Origin of the sequence: Streptomyces sp. col6 (genome assembly GCF_008042035.1) — a bacterium.
Taxonomy (GTDB): Bacteria; Actinomycetota; Actinomycetes; order Streptomycetales; family Streptomycetaceae; genus Streptomyces.
The window spans coordinates 20,935-38,319 of the sequence record NZ_RDBL01000009.1; the positions used below are offsets into that span (position 1 = coordinate 20,935).

11 protein-coding genes are annotated in these 17,385 nt (G+C 70.3%); 3 read left to right on the plus strand and 8 right to left on the minus strand.

The genetic code is table 11. The annotated features are described in order from the left end of the window. Window positions 1–88: 88 nt before the first annotated feature. From EAO73_RS12965 to EAO73_RS12985, 5 genes are all read right to left on the minus strand, one after another. Window positions 89–1,048, minus strand: coding sequence for a carbohydrate ABC transporter permease (locus EAO73_RS12965; protein ID WP_191134042.1), 960 nt, complete (start codon window positions 1,046–1,048; stop codon window positions 89–91). A gap of 15 nt (window positions 1,049–1,063) precedes the next feature. Then, window positions 1,064–2,023: a carbohydrate ABC transporter permease gene (locus tag EAO73_RS12970; RefSeq protein WP_147971693.1), complete on the minus strand. Its 960-nt coding sequence runs from the start codon at window positions 2,021–2,023 to the stop codon at window positions 1,064–1,066. A 91-nt stretch (window positions 2,024–2,114) separates the two neighbouring features. After that, a complete protein-coding gene (locus EAO73_RS12975; protein ID WP_147971694.1) occupies window positions 2,115–3,539 on the minus strand; it encodes an extracellular solute-binding protein in 1,425 nt (474 codons plus the stop codon). A gap of 214 nt (window positions 3,540–3,753) precedes the next feature. Continuing rightward, window positions 3,754–8,031 carry a discoidin domain-containing protein gene (locus EAO73_RS12980; protein ID WP_147971695.1) on the minus strand — a complete coding sequence of 1,426 codons (4,278 nt, stop codon included), beginning with the start codon at window positions 8,029–8,031 and terminating at the stop codon, window positions 3,754–3,756. Between the two features lie 400 nt (window positions 8,032–8,431). Further along, on the minus strand, window positions 8,432–8,911 hold the full coding sequence (locus tag EAO73_RS12985) for a GNAT family N-acetyltransferase (protein ID WP_147971696.1): 480 nt from the start codon (window positions 8,909–8,911) through the stop codon (window positions 8,432–8,434). A 171-nt stretch (window positions 8,912–9,082) separates the two neighbouring features. Here EAO73_RS12985 and EAO73_RS12990 point away from each other — a divergent pair, with 171 nt between their 5' ends. Together EAO73_RS12990 and pgm are read left to right on the plus strand one after the other, a co-directional pair. Continuing rightward, a complete protein-coding gene (locus tag EAO73_RS12990) occupies window positions 9,083–9,802 on the plus strand; it encodes a 4'-phosphopantetheinyl transferase family protein (protein WP_224756265.1) in 720 nt (239 codons plus the stop codon). 46 nt (window positions 9,803–9,848) lie between these two features. Next, window positions 9,849–11,489: a phosphoglucomutase (alpha-D-glucose-1,6-bisphosphate-dependent) gene (pgm, locus tag EAO73_RS12995; RefSeq protein WP_147971698.1), complete on the plus strand. Its 1,641-nt coding sequence runs from the start codon at window positions 9,849–9,851 to the stop codon at window positions 11,487–11,489. Window positions 11,490–11,542: 53 nt separating this feature from the next. Here the strand turns inward: pgm and EAO73_RS13000 are convergent, their stop codons facing one another. Further along, the gene (locus EAO73_RS13000) at window positions 11,543–13,432 is read right to left on the minus strand and encodes a rhamnogalacturonan lyase (RefSeq protein WP_147971699.1); all 1,890 of its coding nucleotides are present in this window, start codon (window positions 13,430–13,432) and stop codon (window positions 11,543–11,545) included. A 194-nt stretch (window positions 13,433–13,626) separates the two neighbouring features. On the opposite strand from EAO73_RS13000, the gene EAO73_RS13005 reads away from it, so the two are divergent. Further along, window positions 13,627–15,699 carry a SpoIIE family protein phosphatase gene (locus EAO73_RS13005; protein ID WP_147971700.1) on the plus strand — a complete coding sequence of 691 codons (2,073 nt, stop codon included), beginning with the start codon at window positions 13,627–13,629 and terminating at the stop codon, window positions 15,697–15,699. 119 nt (window positions 15,700–15,818) lie between these two features. Here EAO73_RS13005 and EAO73_RS13010 read toward each other — a convergent pair whose 3' ends face one another. Further along, the gene (locus EAO73_RS13010; RefSeq protein ID WP_147971701.1) at window positions 15,819–16,298 is read right to left on the minus strand and encodes a lamin tail domain-containing protein; all 480 of its coding nucleotides are present in this window, start codon (window positions 16,296–16,298) and stop codon (window positions 15,819–15,821) included. Between the two features lie 399 nt (window positions 16,299–16,697). Continuing rightward, a complete protein-coding gene (locus EAO73_RS13015) occupies window positions 16,698–17,333 on the minus strand; it encodes a DUF6629 family protein (RefSeq protein WP_147971702.1) in 636 nt (211 codons plus the stop codon). Between the last annotated feature and the right edge of the window lie 52 nt (window positions 17,334–17,385).

The following is a 17,385-nucleotide window of genomic DNA, read 5'->3' on the forward strand; positions in this document are numbered from 1 at the left end:
GGGACTCCGCCGCCGGCCCGGCAGGCGGGGCAGGATGGGTGGGCCGGCGGCGGAGTGCTGAGGGGAAGGCGGCTGCGGAGGGCGGGTGTCAGCCCTTGAGGCCGCCCGCGGTGAGACCGCTCATGATGTTGCGCTGGAAGAGCAGGAAGATCAGCAGTGTCGGGATCGACGCGATGGTGAGTGCGGCGATGAGCACGTTCTCCGGGACACCGCTGGCCAGGGAGTAGATGCCCACGTTGAGGGTCTGCTTGCCCGGGTCGGGCAGCGTGAGCATCGGCCAGAGGAAGTCCTTCCACACGCCGACGACGGCGAAGATGGAGACGACTCCGAGGATCGGCCGGGAGATGGGCAGGATGATCGAGCGCAGAGTGCGCAGGGGTGAGGCGCCGTCCATGGCCGCGGCGTCGAGGAGTTCGCCCGGGATGGAGTCGAAGAACCGCTTCAGCAGGAAGATGTTGAACGCGTTGGTGACCGACGGCAGCCAGATCGCCCAGGGCGAGTTGACGAGGTTGCGCTGGATCAGGGGCACGTCGAGCACCGTGAGGTACTGCGGGACGACGAGCACGGTGGCCGGGATCATCAGGGTGGCCAGCATCATGCCGAGGATGACCTTGCCGAAGATGGGCCGCAGCTTGGACAGCGAGTAGGCCGCGGCCACGTCGAAGATCAGCTGGAAGGCGAGCGCGCCGAAGGCGTAGTACAGGGTGTTGAACAGCAGCTTGGACAGGTCCATGACGGTCCATGCCTGGCTGTAGTTCTCGGTGTGGAGGGAGCTGGGGAAGGCCGTGGGCGGGCTCTGCACCACCTCCTGGGTGGTCTTCAGACCGCCGGTGACCATCCAGTACAGGGGGCCCAGGAAGACCGCCGTGAACAGGACCATCACCAGGCCGAAGACGATCCAGTAGACCGCCTTGCCGCGGGGGCGGCCGAGCTGGGCCGGCGAGATCAGGGTGCGCTGGCGGGCGCGCTCGGCGCCGCCCTCGGACCTGCGCCGTGCGGACTTGCGTGGGGTGCTCCCGCGCCGGGAGACAAGCGTGTTCGATGCCATGGTCGTGCTCCCGTCCTAGTCTTCGCTGCTGCGGCTCAGTCGTACGTACACCGCGGAGAATCCCGCGAGGACGACGAGCAGGACGAGGCCGAGTGCCGCCGCGCTGCCGTAGTTGTTGAAGTTGAAGGCGTACTGGTAGATGAGGTAGACGACGGTGGTGGTGGAGCCCTCGGGTCCGGCGCCGTTGGTGAGCAGGAACGGCTCGGTGAAGACCTGCATCGTCGCGATGATCTGCATGAGCAGCAGGAGCGAGAGGATGAGGCGGGTCTGCGGGATGGTGACGTGCCAGATCTTGCGCAGCAGCCCCGCGCCGTCGAGTTCGGCGGCCTCGTACAGCTCGCCGGGGATGCCCTGGAGCGCGGCGAGGTAGATGAGGGTGGCGCCGCCCATGTTCATCCAGGTCGCCGCGATGACGACGGAGAGCATGGAGGTGCTGGTGTCCTGGAGCCACTGCTGTTCGGGCAGGTGGAAGATGCCCAGGATGCGGTTGAAGAGGCCGTAGCCGGGGTCGTAGAAGTACTTGAAGAGCAGGACCGAGGCGACCGGCGGCAGCATCACGGGGAGGTAGACGAGCAGCCGCAGGTATCCCTGGCCGTGCCGGAACTCGTTGAGCACCACGGCGACGGCGAACGGGACGACGAAGCCGAGGAGCAGGGCGAGCACCGTGAACAGGAGGGTGTTGCGCCAGGCCTGCCAGAAGGCCGGGTCGTTGAAGACGTACGTGAGGTTGGACCAGCCGGCCCAGGTGGTGGTGCCGTCCTCGTTCTTCTGGAAGGCCAGGATGAATTCCCGGACCATCGGATACCAGGAGAAGAGCGAGAAGCAGAGCACCGCTCCGATCAGGAAGCCGTGCGCCGAGATGTTGCGGCGCAGGGCGCGCAGGAACTCCTCGCGGGCGGAGTCCGGGCGGGCGGTGCCTGGGTGTCCTGGGCGAGGCCTGGTCGCCTTGCGGGGGGACAGGGTTGGGGCCGACATGGTGTCTCCTCGGTGCCGGTGTGCTGCGAGCGCGGCAGCGGACGGGGGCGGATGCGGGGCCGGGTCCGCGTGACCCGGCCCCGCGCGTCCGTTACTGGTTCGCCAGGACCTGGTTGACCTGCTGCTCGGCGGTGGAGAGCAGCTTGTCGACGTCGGCGTTCTTGTTGGTCAGGACGCCCGACATCGCGTTGTCGAGGATCTTGTAGATCTCCTGGGCCTTCGGCGGCTCGGCCTTGCCGGGGACGGGGTTGTCCATGAAGGCCTTGAAGTTCTCGACGGGCATCGTCGCGTTCTCGGCGCGCGCGGCGTCGTCCTTGGTCTTGCTCTCACCGAGGAAGAAGTTCGGCTGCGGGAGGCCGACGGGGAGCTTGTCGGCCTTGGTGCGGGCCCAGTCGAACTGGCCCTTGCCGGGGGTGAGGTTCTTGAAGTTGAGCCAGGCGATGGCGGCCTTGATCTGGTCGGGCGAGCTGCCCTTCTTGATCAGGTAGTTGTTGCCGCCGAAGAGGGTGCCCTTGGCGCCGGGGATCGGGCCCAGGCCGAAGGTCTCGTACTGGGCGCCGAGCTGCTGCACCATGTAGGCGATGTCGTCGGGGGCGGCGAGGAACATGCCGAGCTTGTCGCTGGCTATCTGCTTCTGGAGGTCGCCCCACTTGAGCAGCTGGGTCTTGCCCATGCTGTCGTCCTCCCAGCGCATGTCGTGCAGCTGCTGGAGGACCTGCTTGCCGGTCTCGTTGTTGAAGGCGGCCTTCTTGCCGGAGGCGTCGACGACCTCTCCGCCGAGACCGAACTGGGTGGCGGCGAAGTGCCAGCCGCCGTTGTTGCCGGCGCTGTACTCGCCGTAGCCCGAGATGCCCTTGCCGAGGCCCGCGATCTTCTTCGCGGCGGCGCGGACCTCGTCCCAGGTGGCCGGCGGGGTGTTCGGGTCGAGACCGGCCTGCTTGAACAGCTTCCGGTTGATCATCAGGCCCATGGTGTAGTTGCTGGTCGGCAGGCCGTAGAGCTTGCCGTCCTTGCGGGCCACGTCGACGACCTGGGGCTGGATGTCCTTCAGCGCGGGGACCGTCTTGTCGGTGACGTACGCGGAGATGTCCTCGGCCCCGTCGTTGTCCAGGACCTGCTGGAGGTCGCTGAAGTAGGCGTAGAAGACGTCGGGCTGCGACTTCCCCTTCAGCATGGCCGTGAAGCGGGGCGGCTCGTTGCACTGGCCAGGGGTGGACTTCCCGTTGATCGTGACGTTCGGGTACTTCTCGTTGAACGTCTTGATGTCCTCCTTCCACTCACGCAGCTCCGCGGCCTTGGCCGCCGGCGGCATGCAGTCGATGGAGATCGTCACCTTGGTCTTCGGGTCCAGCGGAGCCGAAGGGTCGGACGAACCCTTGGACGAACTGCTCGAGTCGTCGTCCTTGCTGCTGCTCGTGCCGCAGGAGGCGAGCGAGGTCAGGGCAAGTGCGGTGACAAGGGCAGCCGCGGAGGCACGGCTGATACGGCGTGTGCGGCGCAACCCAGCACTTCTCATCGATGGTCCCCTTCGGGCATGAGCGTGGATGGCCCTCGGCCGACTGACTGCCGGGGCGTGGCACACTCAACCAGCGTCGACATGTGAACGCAATATCTCGCGCAGTTTTCGTAAAAGTTTGACAGCCATTCGTACGCCGCATGCGGAACACGGCGTGCGCACAGCACGGGGCGCCGCCCGGCGGACCGGACGGCGCCCCTGTGTGCGGTGGTTGCTACGGGTTGATGTTGATCTTCATGGTGGACGTCGTGTTCTTCACGTCCTGGGCGTTGTCACTGAACCTGAGCCCGTTGAAGGTGACCTCGCCGACGGCCGGCCCCTGGCCCGCTTCCGGCATCTCGTTGGCCCACAGCCCGAACCCGGACTTGGCGTCGAAGGCGTCGCCGCTCTTGTGCGCGCCGGAGATGGAGATGTCGGTCAGGATGGTGTCCTTGATCGGGAACTGCGGCTGGCCTCCCACGTAGTTGGTCTGGAACATGATGCCGCTGTACGTCGGGTCGACGATGTCGACGTGGTTGATCCGGATGCCCTGGAAGACCTTGGAGGCGGAGAACAGCCAGATGCCGGGGAAGGTCTGCGTACCCCAGAAATGACCGCCGGAGCGGACCACGGAGACGTTCTCGACCGTCGTCGGACCGGTCCCGAACCCGTTCATCGGGTAGCCGAAGTCCAGCGAGCTGACCGTGATCCCGGAGTACACCAGGGTGTCCGCGATGCGGATGTTGCGGAAGGTGTTGTCGTAGCCGCCGTAGACGGCCACACCGGCCGCACGCCAGGTCAGCAGGGAGGTGAGGTTCTCGTAGACGTTGTTCTTCATGTCCGCGCCGCCGGAGTCGATCGCCGAGAACAGCGCGAAGCTGTCGTCACCGGTGGCCCGCGACTCGTTGTTGACGACGTGGTTGTCCGTCGACCCGTTGGTCATGTTGATGCCGTCGGCGAACGTGTCGCGGATACGGGAGTTCTTGATGGTGATGCTGTCGGTGTTGGCGCCCCAGTAGAGGCACACCGTGTGCTCGTTCCAGACGTTGTCGATCACCATGTCCGAGACGTTGGAGAAGTCGAACACCTTGCCCGGCCCGTCGATGCGCGAGGTGTAGTTCCCGAAGTACGCGAAGTTCGCGAACGTGGACCCCTTGGCGCTGGCCTCGGCCCGGAAGCCGATGTCGGTGTTCTCCTGCGTCGAGGGCGCGTGGAACCTGGTGTACCAGGGCCCCGCACCGATGACCTTGACGGCCTTGCCGTACACCTGGAACTTGCTCGCGGTCTCGTAGTCGCCGGCCGGCAGGTAGACGCCCACCAGCTTGCCCGTGGTGTCCATCCGCACCTTGTCCAGGGCGTTCTGGACGTCCTGGTGGGTGAAACCGGCCGGAACGGCGTAGGCGGCCGGGTCCGGGTTGGCGACCTGGGTGGCCTGCTCCAGGCTGATGAAGTCGATCGCGTAGGTGCTGGTGTTCGCCGCGTCCTTCTGGAGCCGGATCTTGCTGCCCGCCGGGACGGTCTTCCCCAGCATCACGTTGGCCTCGTCGTAGATGTGCCGGGGTGAACCGGAGCCCGGGGAGTTGCCGGGGCCGGTCTCGGCGCCGTACAGCCAGGCGTACTTCGAGGTGAGGTCGATCGCCTTGAGGAAGGTGCCGTCCACGTAGATGTTGAGCTTGGAGTCGATACCGCCGCCGCCCGCCGAGTCCGGGATGGAGTAGCGGGTCACCAGGGTGTTGGTGCTGGCCCTGGTGGTGAACTCGACGTAGTTGCCGGTGTCGTTCAGCGTGACGGCCTTGCGGCCGGACGCCTCGCCCGCCACGTCGCCGACGGTCCTGTTGGGCCCGACGACCTTCGCGCCGCCGCCGGTGACGCCGTCCTCCGCCTCGTAGGTGTCGTACGGCATGTTGGCGCCGCGCCCGACGAAGAAGGAGCTGCTGACGGTGTTGTTCTCGCGCTTGACCGGGAGTTCCTGGGCGTCGTCCGCGACGACCGTCCTCACGGTGTACGAGCCGTTGGCCGCCGTCCAGGAGCCCAGGTTCACCGGGGAGCTGGTGGCACCCGCGGCGATCGAGCCGTTGTAGCTGCCGGTGAGGGTCTTCACCGTGGCGCCCTTGGCGTCGAGCAGGGTCACGGTGACGGCGTGCCCGCCCGAGGCCGAGGCGACCGTGCCCTGGTTCCGGATGGCGACGGAGAAGGCGACGTTGTCACCCTGGGCCGGGGCGGACGGCGAGGTGGCGACCGCGGGCACCAGGTCGGAGCTGGCGACCGGCTTCACGACCAGGCCGGAGGCGCTGGTGTACGTGTTGTCGGTCTCGTTCTGCTCGATGATCTGGTTGTCCGGGTCGACGACCGCGCTCAGCGTGTACGTGCCCGCGTCGCGCGCCCCGATGTCCGCGCCGACCTGCGAGGAGGCCCCGGCGGCGAGAGCGCCCACGTTGGCGGTCGCGACCTTGGTGCCGCCGAGCCGGAATTCCAGCTTGCCGGCCGGAGCGGCGACGGCGCCGGTGTTGCGCACCGTCGCGGTGAGCGTGACCGGGTCCGACTCGACGGGCGCGGCCGGGCTCACCGTCAACGCGCTGACCTGGAGGTTCGGGTTGGGTGCCGGAGCGCCCAGCACCTGGAACTCCGCGACCTGCCCGGCGGGCGCACCGGTGTTGGAGGTGAACTTCAGCTGGACGTCGGCGACCCGCGCGTCGACCGGGATGGTCACCGTGTTGCCACCGCTCGGACTGAACGCGTAGTCCTTGGCGGCGACCAGGCTGGTGAAGGACGAGGCACTCTGCTCACGGCCGAGGACCTGGATGTTCTGGGTCCTGGCTCCCCAGCTGCTGTCCGGGTTGAGCTTCACGACGACGCTCTGGGTGTCGGCGTTGGCGCCCAGCTTCACCGTGAGGGTGTTGGGGTAGCTGCCGCCCGCGCCCTCCCAGTAGGTGGAGACCTGGTTGTCGTTGGCGTTCTCCGCGACGAAGGTGTGCACCACGGAGGAGGCGGTGATGGGCTTGCCGACGGCGAGGTTGGAGGCCGCGCCGGTGGAGCCGTTGCGGGTGACGGTGTTGCTGTCGCCGGAGACGTTGCCCGCCGCGTCCTTGGCCCGTACGACGTACGACACGGTGGTGCCGGCGGGCTGGGTGTCGGTGTACGTGGTGACATCGCCGGCCACGCTCTTGCGCAGCACGTTGTTGGCGTAGATGTCGTACCCGGTGACGCCCTTGTTGTCGCTGGACGCCGTCCAGACCAGCTTGATCTGTCCGGAGGCGGGCTCGGTGAAGCTCAGGTTCGCCGGTGCGGTGGGCGCCTGGGTGTCCCCGGTGCTCCCGCCGCGGGTCACGGTGTTGCTGTTGCCCGAGACGTTGCCCGCGGCGTCCCTGGCCCGGACGTAGTACGAGACGGTGGTGCCGGCCGGGCGGGTGTCGGTGTAGGTGGTGACACCACCGGCGACGCTGGTCAGCAGGGTGTTGTCGGCGTAGATGTCGTACCCGGTGACGGCGGTGTCGTCGGTCGACGCCTTCCAGGTCAGCTTGATCTGCCCGGTGGCCGGTTCGGTGTACGCCAGCTGCGTCGGGGCGCTCGGCGCCTGCGTGTCACCGGACTCGGGGCCGTAGACCTCCAGCTCGGAGACCTGGGCGCCGGGCTGGACGGTGTTGGCGCTGACCAGGACGCGGACGTAGCGGGTGGTGGTGGCGTCGAAGGTGATCGTCGCCGTCTCGCCGGAGCCGGGGCTGAAGGTGTACGCCGTGGCCTGGGTGAGGTCGGTGAAGTCCGAGCCGTTGGCACTGCCCTGGATCTTCAGCGTCTGGCTGCGGGTCTCCCAGCCGTCGGGGAGCCGCAGCACCACGCGGTCGACCCGTACGGACGAGCCGAGGTCGGCCTGGAGCCACTGCGGCAGCTCGTTGTTGCGGCTCTCCCAGTAGCTGGCCCGGTTGCCGTCGTTGGCGTTGGCCGCGATGTACGTCTGGGTGTAGCTGCTGGCCGTGAGCGGGCGCCCGGCGGCGAGGTTCACCGAGGACTCGGCGGCCGCCCGGACCTCGAGCTCGGCGAGCTGGCCGTTGTCGGAGGCGGTGTTCTTGGTGATGTCGGCCCGTACGAAACGGGCCTGGGTGGCCGGGAAGCTGATGGTGACCTTGTTGGAGCTGCCCGGTGCGAAGGAGTAGGAGGCCGAGGTCTTCAGCGTGGAGAAGCTGGTGCCGTCGACGCTGCCCTGGAGGGAGAGCGTCTGGCGGCGGGCCGACCAGTCGGCGGGGAGCTTCAGGGTGACCTGGTCGATGCGGGTGACCTTGCCCAGGTCGCTCTGCACCCACTGGGGCAGGGACTTGCCCGACCCCTCCCAGTACGTCGACTGCTGTCCGTCGGCGATGTTCCCGGCGGACTTCCCGCTGCTCGCGGCGGCGCGGTGGCCGGCGGCGATGTTCGGGCCACCGGCGGCCGAGGCGTTCAGCGCCGGCCAGGCGACCATCATCAGGCTGGTGGAGACGGTCGCGGAAAGAATCCGCCATCTCCAGCGTCGCGTTCTCATCTGTCCCCGATCTGCTGCCTCGGCGCGAGGTGGCCGAGGCGCGGCTCAGTCTGCGAAACCTGCCCGTACATGAATTCCTGCACCGACAGGATGACCTTTTGCGTTTTGCGGTCAGAGAGTTGCAGAGAATTGACATGGAGTCCACCGTTCCGGCAGAAGTCGGCATCCACACAGGTCGGATGCACTGGCGTCAACTGTCGTGACATTAAGGGCAATTACTGGCGCACTGATCAGGCCCTCCAGAGCCGGTCGCCGGTGCAAGGAATTTGCGCGTCCGCGCAAGCCGCTGAAAGGTGCCAGTTGGGAGGGGTGAACGCGCGGGGCGCTCCGGGCACGGCGAAGGGCGGGCCCGCCTCCGCGGACCCGCCCTTCGCTCTCTTCGTTCGTCAGCCGGAAAGGCTCACCCGGCGGGGCTCCACCGGTACCGGACGTCCGGCTCCTTCTCCTCGTTGCGGCTGCCGTCGTCGAAGGCGACCGCGGTGAAGCCGTGGCGCTCGTAGAAGGCCCGCGCCCCGGAGTTGCGCTGGAAGGTGTACAGGGTCAGCCCCTCCGGGCCGGCCTCCTTGGCCGCCTCCAGCAGGAGGGTGCCGATGCCGCGGCGGCGCAGGCCGGGGGCGATGTAGAGGTGCTCCAGCTCCGTGCCGTCCAGCGAGACGAAGCCGGCGATCCGGGTCTGCCCGTCCTCGCTCGTCTCGGCCACCCGGACATCGGTGCCGGGCAGCACCACATGCGTCATCCAGGCGAGGGTCGCCTCGTCGCTGTGCACCCGCGCCAGGTATGGCATGGCGGCGGCGCGGGAGGCGAGAAAGAGCCGGGTCAGCGGGCCGGCGTCGTCCGGGCGGGCCTTGCGGAGCACGGTGGAGGGGCTGTCCGACGGCATGGGTTCTCTCCTGTCCGAGTGGCCGCCGCCCAGGTGCGGGGCGCACGGTGATCGAACTTACGTCGGGCCCGTCGCGGATCTCCATAGGATAAGAGCGCCCCTGTACCGCCGGTGCCCGCGCGCGGTGCCCGTCCCTGCCGAGGAAACGACGTAACGGTGTACCAGCCCCACGTGTTCACACTGACCGAGGACGGCTACCGGGGGCCCGTCCCCTCCTGGCGTCCGGGCGAAGCCTCCGTGTGGCTGGTGGACACGGACCGGGCCGCCGGAGCCGCGCGGTCGCTCGCGCCCGGCATCCTCGATGCCTCGGAACTCGCCCGGGTGGAGAAGCTGGTCTTCCCGGCCGACCGCGACTGCTACACCGCGGCGCATGTGGCGCTGCGCCTGCTGCTCGGCGCGCACCAGGGCGTCGCGCCGGATGCCGTACGGCTGACCCGGGAGCGCTGCCCGTCCTGCGGGGGCCCGCACGGGCGGCCGGCGACCGGCGGCGGGACGCACTTCTCGCTCTCGCACACCCGGGGCGTCGCACTGCTGGCGTTCGCGGACGCACCGGTGGGGGTGGACGTGGAGCGCGTCCCCGAGGCGCGGGTCGTGGCGGAGATCTCGGGACAGCTGCACCCGGCCGAGGCCGCCGAACTGTCCGCGCTGCCGCAGCCGGAGCGGCTGGCCGCCTTCGCCCGGGTGTGGACCCGCAAGGAGGCCTATCTCAAGGGTGAGGGGGTAGGCCTCGCCGGCGGACTGAACCACGAGCACGTGGGCACCGGCCCGCTCCCCCTGGACCCGCCGGGCTGGTCCGTCACCGATGTCGCCGTCCCCGGCGGGTACGCGGCGGCGGTGGCCGTCGGCACGGCGGGGCGGGCGCCCGCCGAAGGTCACGACCCGCGAAAATGACCGCACGGGCAGATCGCACCGACCGACCGATACGGAGGAGTGGCAGATGCCGCACGCACGAGCCGGACAGCAGGCGCGCCCCGAGGACCTGACCGATGTGGCACGGCTGGTGACGGCGTACTACACGCTGCATCCCGATCCGGCCGAGCCCGGCCAGCGGGTGGCGTTCGGTACCTCCGGGCACCGCGGTTCGTCGACCGCCACCGCGTTCAACGAGGACCACATCGCGGCGACGAGCCAGGCCATCTGCGAGTACCGGGCCCAGCAGGGCACGGACGGGCCGCTGTTCCTGGGGGCGGACACCCACGCCCTCTCGGAGCCGGCCCGGGTCACGGCCCTCGAGGTGTTCGCCGCCAACGACGTGCGGGTCCTGATCGACACCGAGGACGGGTACACCCCGACGCCCGCGGTCTCGCACGCCATCCTCACGTACAACAAGGGCCGCACCTCCGGTCTCGCGGACGGGGTGGTGGTCACCCCGTCGCACAACCCGCCGGGGGACGGCGGTTTCAAGTACAACCCGCCGAGCGGCGGTCCGGCCGGGTCGGAGGCGACCGGCTGGATCCAGGACCGGGCCAACGAGATCATCACCGGCGGACTCAAGGACGTCCGCCGGGTGCCGTACACCCGGGCGCTCGCCGCCCCGACGACCGGCAGGTACGACTTCCTCGGCACCTATGTGTCGGACCTGCCCTCCGTCCTGGACCTGGACGCGGTGCGCGAGGCCGGCGTACGGATCGGCGCCGACCCGCTGGGCGGGGCTTCGGTCGCGTACTGGGGGCGGATCGCGGAGCAGCACCGCCTCGACCTGACCGTGGTCAACCCGCTGACCGATCCCACCTGGCGGTTCATGACGCTGGACTGGGACGGGAAGATCCGGATGGACTGCTCGTCGCCGCACGCGATGGCCTCGCTGATCGCTCAGCGCGACCGCTACCAGATCGCCACCGGCAACGACGCCGACGCCGACCGGCACGGCATCGTCACCCCGGACGCCGGGCTGATGAACCCGAACCACTACCTCGCCGTGGCCATCAACTACCTGTACGCCCACCGGGAGAACTGGCCGTCCGGGGCGGGCGTCGGCAAGACCCTGGTGTCCTCCGGCATGATCGACCGGGTCGCCGCCGGCCTCGGCCGCCGGCTCGTCGAGGTGCCGGTCGGCTTCAAGTGGTTCGTGGACGGGCTGGCCGACGGCTCGCTGGGCTTCGGCGGCGAGGAGTCGGCCGGGGCGTCGTTCCTGCGCCGGGACGGCTCGGTGTGGACGACCGACAAGGACGGCATCCTGCTCGCCCTGCTGGCCTCCGAGATCCAGGCGGTCACCGGCGAGTCCCCGTCCCAGCATTACGCCGCGCTGACCTCCCGGTTCGGTGAGCCCGCGTACGCGCGGATCGACGCGCCGGCGGACCGTGAGCAGAAGGCGGTGCTGGCGCGCCTCTCCCCCGGGCAGGTCGGTGCGGACACCCTCGCGGGCGAGCCGGTGACCGCCGTGCTGACCTCGGCGCCGGGCAACGGCGCCGCGATCGGCGGCATCAAGGTGACCACGGAGAACGCCTGGTTCGCGGCCCGCCCCTCCGGCACCGAGGACGTGTACAAGGTCTACGCGGAGTCGTTCCGGGGCGCCGAGCACCTGGCCCAGGTCCAGGAGGAGGCCAAGGCCGTGGTCTCTCAGGCGCTGAAGGCCTGACCCGGTGTGTGCCCGGCCCTCCCCGCACGGCTGCGGGGAGGGCCGGGTCGCGCTCAGGGGGTGAACACCGTGGGCCTCGGGGCGGTCGCCATACCGCTGCCGATGAAGAAGCCGGGGTGCGGCGGCTGGTTGTAGGCGGTGTTCTGCCAGGCCAGCGCGGTGCGGTAGGTGGTGTCGTGGAGCAGTGTGGTGATCCTGGTACCGGTCTCGTACGGCGTGGAGTAGATCCGCAGCGCGGTGTTGTTCGTCGTCGCCCAGACCACCTCCTCGCGCCAGTCGCCGAACAGGTCGCCGGAGATGACCGGGGTGGCCTTGGTGCTGTTGTTGGAGTGGACCGAGGCTCCCGTCAGCAGCCGGGTGTCGCCGGAGGTGCCGTACTTGTCGATGTGGGTGCCGTCCAGCAGCTCCCGGGTGGTGTCACCGTCCCACCAGGCAAGGAAGTTGGTGCTGGAGGGCTTGCGGCTCGCGACCACCGTGCCGTGCGGGTCGCGTATTCCGGAGGCCGCGGACGACCAGGACTCGGCGCCCGCGCTGCCCGCCCAGATGTCGTCGCTGACGCCGCGCCCGTTGTCGCCTCCGGCGGGCGTGGACCAGATGATCTGGCCGGTCTTCGCGTCCGCCATCCAGGACGAGGGCTTCGAGCCGTCCTCGTCGACCTTGAACTCCTCCAGGCCCGGCCGCGACGGGTCCAGGTCGCCGACGTGCATGGCGTCGCCGTGGCCGTTCTTCGTGGTCCACAGGGAGCTGCCGTTGTCGTCGACGGCCATGGCCCCGTAGACGATCTCGTCCCTGCCGTCGCCGTCGACGTCGGCCACCGACAGCTGGTGGTTGCCCTGTCCGTCGTAACCCCGGCCGCTGTTGGTCGAGCTGTTGGTGTCGAACGTCCAGCGCCGGGTGAAGGCCCCGCCGCGCCAGTCCCAGGCGGCGATCACCGTACGCGTGTAGTAGCCGCGGGCCATGATCAGTGAGGGCCGGGTGCCGTCGAGATAGGCGGTGCCGGCGAGGAAGCGGTCGACGCGGTTGCCGTAACTGTCGCCCCAGGAGGAGACGGTGCCGCGCGCGGGGACGTAGTCGACGGTGCCCATGGCGGCGCCCGTCAGGCCGTTGAACATGGTGAGGTACTCCGGGCCGGACAGGACGTAGCCGGAGGAGTTGCGGTGGTCGGCCGAGGCACTGCCGATCACGGTGCCCCGGCCGTCGACGCTGCCGTCGGCGGTCTTCATCGCCACCTCGGCCCGGCCGTCGCCGTCGTAGTCGTACACCTGGAACTGGGTGTAGTGCGCGCCGGAGCGGATGTTGCGGCCCAGGTCGATCCGCCACAGCCGGGTGCCGTCGAGCTTGATGCCGTCGACGACGGTGTTGCCCGTGTAGCCGGACTGGGAATTGTCCTTGGCGTTGGTGGGCTGCCACTTCAGTACGAAGTCGAGTGCGCCGTCCCCGTCGAGGTCGCCGACGGAGGCGTCGTTGGCCTCGTAGGTGTAGGCGACGCCGTCCGGGGTCGTGCCGCCAGGAGGCGGGCTGATGGGTACGTCCTTGTAGCCGGCGCGGAACTGGATCGCGTGCACGGAGTCGCCCTGCTCGACGCCGCCGACCACCGCGCGCACGGTGTAGTCGGCGGAGTCGGGGGCGCCGGCGTGGAAGTAGTTGGTCGAGCCGGTGACCGGCGAGGCGTTCACCTTCGTACCGGCGCGGTAGACGTTGAAGGCGACGGAGCCGGCGTCGGTGGCGAGCCAGCGCCAGCTGACGAGGTTGCCGGCGTCGGTGTGGACACTGACGACGCCCCGGTCCAGCGCCTCGGCCTGGCGCGCGGTCGCGGCGTGCGAGGTCTGGCCGCTGACGACCAGTCCGGCGGCGGCGAGGATTCCGGCGGTGACGGCGCCGAGCAGGGTGCGGGTCCGGGTGGTACGGCGTCTGCGGGATGTGCGGGGATGCGCGAGAGCCACGGTACGTGCCTTCCGGAGTGGTGGTGGGCGGGTACTCCTCAGTGGCCGCCGCGCGCGGAAAGGTTGCCGCCCCGCGCGGTTCCCCGGTGCTCACCCGTTCGGCGCCGCTCGGTGGCGGGCGCGGACCGGGGGCGCGCAGGCTGTCCGGAGAGCTGCCGATCGACAGGGGTGGCGGAGCCCGTTGGGGGTGCGACGTGTCGGACACCGGTACCGCGGACCCGGGCGGGGACACGGACGACGCCATGGCACACGCGCTGCTGGACACCCTCTTCAGCCAGTCCGCGGTCGGCCTGCACGTCCTGGACACGGATCTGCGGGTGGTCCGGGTCAACGCCCTCACCGAGGCGGTGGACCCCGAGCGGATCGTCGGCCTGCACTTCACCGAGGCCTACCGGCTCGACGATCCCGAGGGGGCGCGGCAGCTGCTGCGCCAGGTCCTGGAGACGGGCGCTCCCCTGGTCAACAGGCCGGTCCGCGGACGCCTCGCCCTGTCCACCGGGCCCGCCCGCAGCCTCAACGTCACCCTGCACCGCCTGGACTCCGACGAAGGCCGTCCGCTCGGTGTGCTGGCGGCAGTCGTCGACGTCAGCGAACGGGACAAGGCGCACGTGAGGGCGGACGTCCTGACAGCGGTACGCAGAGGGGCGGGCCACTCCCTCGATGTGGCGGCGACCTGCGAGGGGCTTGTGTCGGCACTGGTCCCCGAGTTCGCCGACCTGGCCGTGGTCGAGGTGGTGGACGAGGTCCTGCGCGGCGCCGATCCGCCGCTGAGCCCGCTGGACCGGGACGTCCCGTTGCGCCGGGCGGCGGTGCGGGGCACGGTGACGGCGCCGGACAGCCTGGTCGGTGAGCTGCGCCGGCTGCCCGAGGCGACCCCGTTCGCGCTGGCCGTCACCGATCTGCGGCCCCGGCTCGTCGCGCTGGGCCCGGACACGCCGTGGCTGGACGCGGATCCGGCGACGCGGCGGATGATCGAGGCGACCGGGGCCCACTCCCTGATCGTGGCCCCGCTGAAGCTGCACGGCTCCGTCCTCGGCCTGGTGAGCCTGTACCGGCAGCGGCGCGATGCGTTCAACGAGCGCGACCTCACCCTCGCGCTGACCGCCGCCGCCCATACGGCGCTGAGCATCGAGAACGCGCTGCGCTACGCCCGGGAGCACGTGATCGCCACGACCGTGCAGCGCCGGCTCCTCCCCCAGCACGACGGCGAGCGGATCGCGATCGAGTCCGCACACGTCCTGCTGCCGGGCCGCAACAGCGGCTGCTGGTTCGACACCATCGGGCTGTCCGGCGCCCGGACCGCGCTGATCATCGGCAATGTGGCCGGTCACGGACTGCAGACCGCGATCACGATGGGGCAGCTGCGCACCGTCATCCACGCCCTGGCGGGACTCGACCTGGAGCCCGACGAGGTGCTGGCCCGGCTCAACGACACGGCCGACCGGCTGACGGACGAGCGCCGGTCGCTGCCGCCAGGCGACGCGCTGCACCGCCAGCCGCTGACCGCGACCTGCCTGTACGCGGTCTACGACCCGTTCACCCAGGTGTGCACGGTGGCACGCGCCGGGCATCCCGCACCGGTCGCCGTCGGGCCGGACGGCCGACCGCTGGAGCTGGACGTGCCGGAGGGGCCCGCCCTCTTCTCGGAGGACAGTGCGCCCTTCGCGACCGGCTCCGTGCGGCTCGACGAGGGCAGTGTGCTGGCGTTCCTGACCGGGTCCCTGCTGCCGGAGGAGCGGTCGGTGGAGCGGGTGCGCGAGGCCCTGGCCTTTCCGGAGCGCCCGCTGCGGGAGCTGTGCGACGCCATCGTGTACAACCTGCCGGCCGAGGCCGATCCGGACGGGGCCGCGCTGCTGCTCGCCCGGACCGGTGTGGTGCCGCCGGACCGGGTGGCGACGTGGGAGCTGGCGCACGACCGGACGACGCCCGCGATGGCCCGCACCCTGGTCCGGGACCGGCTGGAGGGCTGGAACCTCGACGAGGACACCATCGAGGCGACCGAACTGATCGTCAGCGAGTTGATCACCAACGCCGTCCGGTACGGGACACCGCCCGTGCAGTTGCGGGTGATGCTGGACCGCACCCTCACCTGCGAGGTCCACGACACCAGTCCGGTGGCCCCGCACCTGCGCCACGCGCGTACGGTCGACGAGGGCGGGCGCGGTCTGTTCATCGTCTCGCAGCTGGCCAACCACTGGGGCACCCGGTACAGCACCGGCGGCAAGGCCCTGTGGACGGAGCAGGAGATCCCGGAGGAGGACACCTGACGGCCGGCGCCGCATGTGCCGGTCATACGGGTGCGGCGCACCCCGGCCTGGTGGGCCGGGATGCGCCGCGGGGAGAGGACACGGCGGCGGCCCGGGTTCAGCGGGCCGCCGCCGGCGGGTCAGCGTCGGGGACCGTGGTGGTGGCGGCCCCAGGACTTGGAGTCGACCTGGTGGCCGCGCGCGTCGCGCAGGGTGGCCGTGTCGCTGTTGTCCCAGACGTAGTTGTGCCGGTCCTGGTAGACGTCGTGGCGGGTGTCGCGGCCGACGCCGGTGTGGACGCGCACCGAGGAGCGGCCGGGCAGACGCAGGTCGAACTCGTAGGTGCGGTGGCTCGCGTCACTGAGCGTCCAGCCGCGCAGGTTCACCGCGTGCCGGCCGGTGTTGGTGACGGTGACCCATTCACCGTTCAGGCTCCGGTTCGAGCCGTTGTCGCGACCGGGGCTGTCGTACTGGATCTTGCCCAGGACGACGGTCGGACGCGGGGCGTGGTGGCCCCGGCCGTGGTCGTGGCCGTCGGCGACCGCCGGGAGGGCGGCGGCGGCGACCAGTGCGCCGGAAGCGAGGACGGCGGCGGTGATCCGCCGTGCGGTACGGGACATGAAAACCCCTCAGGTGCAGGCCCGGACCGGTCGGGTCCGGGCGGTTGTTCGTTCCCGGCGTCATGCCGGGAGCCACACCTTGGCCCCGTCGGCGACGGCGTGGTGAACGCATCGGGGCCTGTTACGAAGTACAGACATTTCCGTCACACACGACTGTAGGCGGCATGTAGGGAAACCTGCGGGTACCTGTCAATCCCTGTCCGCTGCACCCAGCCGCACGCGCCGGGTTGACGGGGTCCGTCGTACGGGCGATGCCGTTCGGTGGCCCGTTCATGGACCCGGCGTGTGGGGCCTGCGGGTCCGTAACAAACAGGCCGAACGGGCTGTTGAATGCCTGTTCCGTTACCGCCGGAACGGGCGCACAGGCGTTCCCACGAACTCCGGGCGAGGTGCGCCCAACTACCGCCCCGGCTCTCGCCCGGCGCTCACGTCGGGCCGCCCGGACCAGGCGAGCAGGACGACGGAGCACACGGCGGCGAACGCACACCACGTGGAGATGAACTCGTAGCGCCACAGGGCCGCGCACACCGCCGCCCCGCCCGCGACAAGTCCCCCGAGCCAGGCAAGGCGGCGGTCGCCGGACAGGAGCAGCGAGCCGATGGTGGCCACCAGGTAGCCCGCGATCAGCAGCCGGGAATGCGGCAGGTCCACCGCATAGCCGAGGGTGTGGCCGCGTACGTGCGCGGTCACCGGACGGGTCGCCAGGCAGTACGCGAGAACGGCACTGGTCACCAGCCCGACGACGACGGGCACCGCGAGGCGGCGCCGCGCGCGCTCCGGCGCCGCGCACAGCACCCCCAGGGGAACCCAGAGGGGAAGCAGGGGCAGGGCCATCACCGCCCAGGCGAGGGTCGCGGGACCGCTCCCGCCGTCCGCCCGCCAGACCGCTGACTCGATGATCTGGTGCGCGCCGAGGAGAAGGGGCAGCGCCGCGAGCGGCAGGTCGCGGGCCCGTCGCGCACGTGCGACGCAGGCGACGCCGATCGCCGTCACCGCGCCGCCTGCGACGAGGTCGGCGGTCGCGCTCCAGCACATGGGGCCACGCTACGGGCCGCCGGGAGCGCGCGCCGAAGAGGACACACCCGGG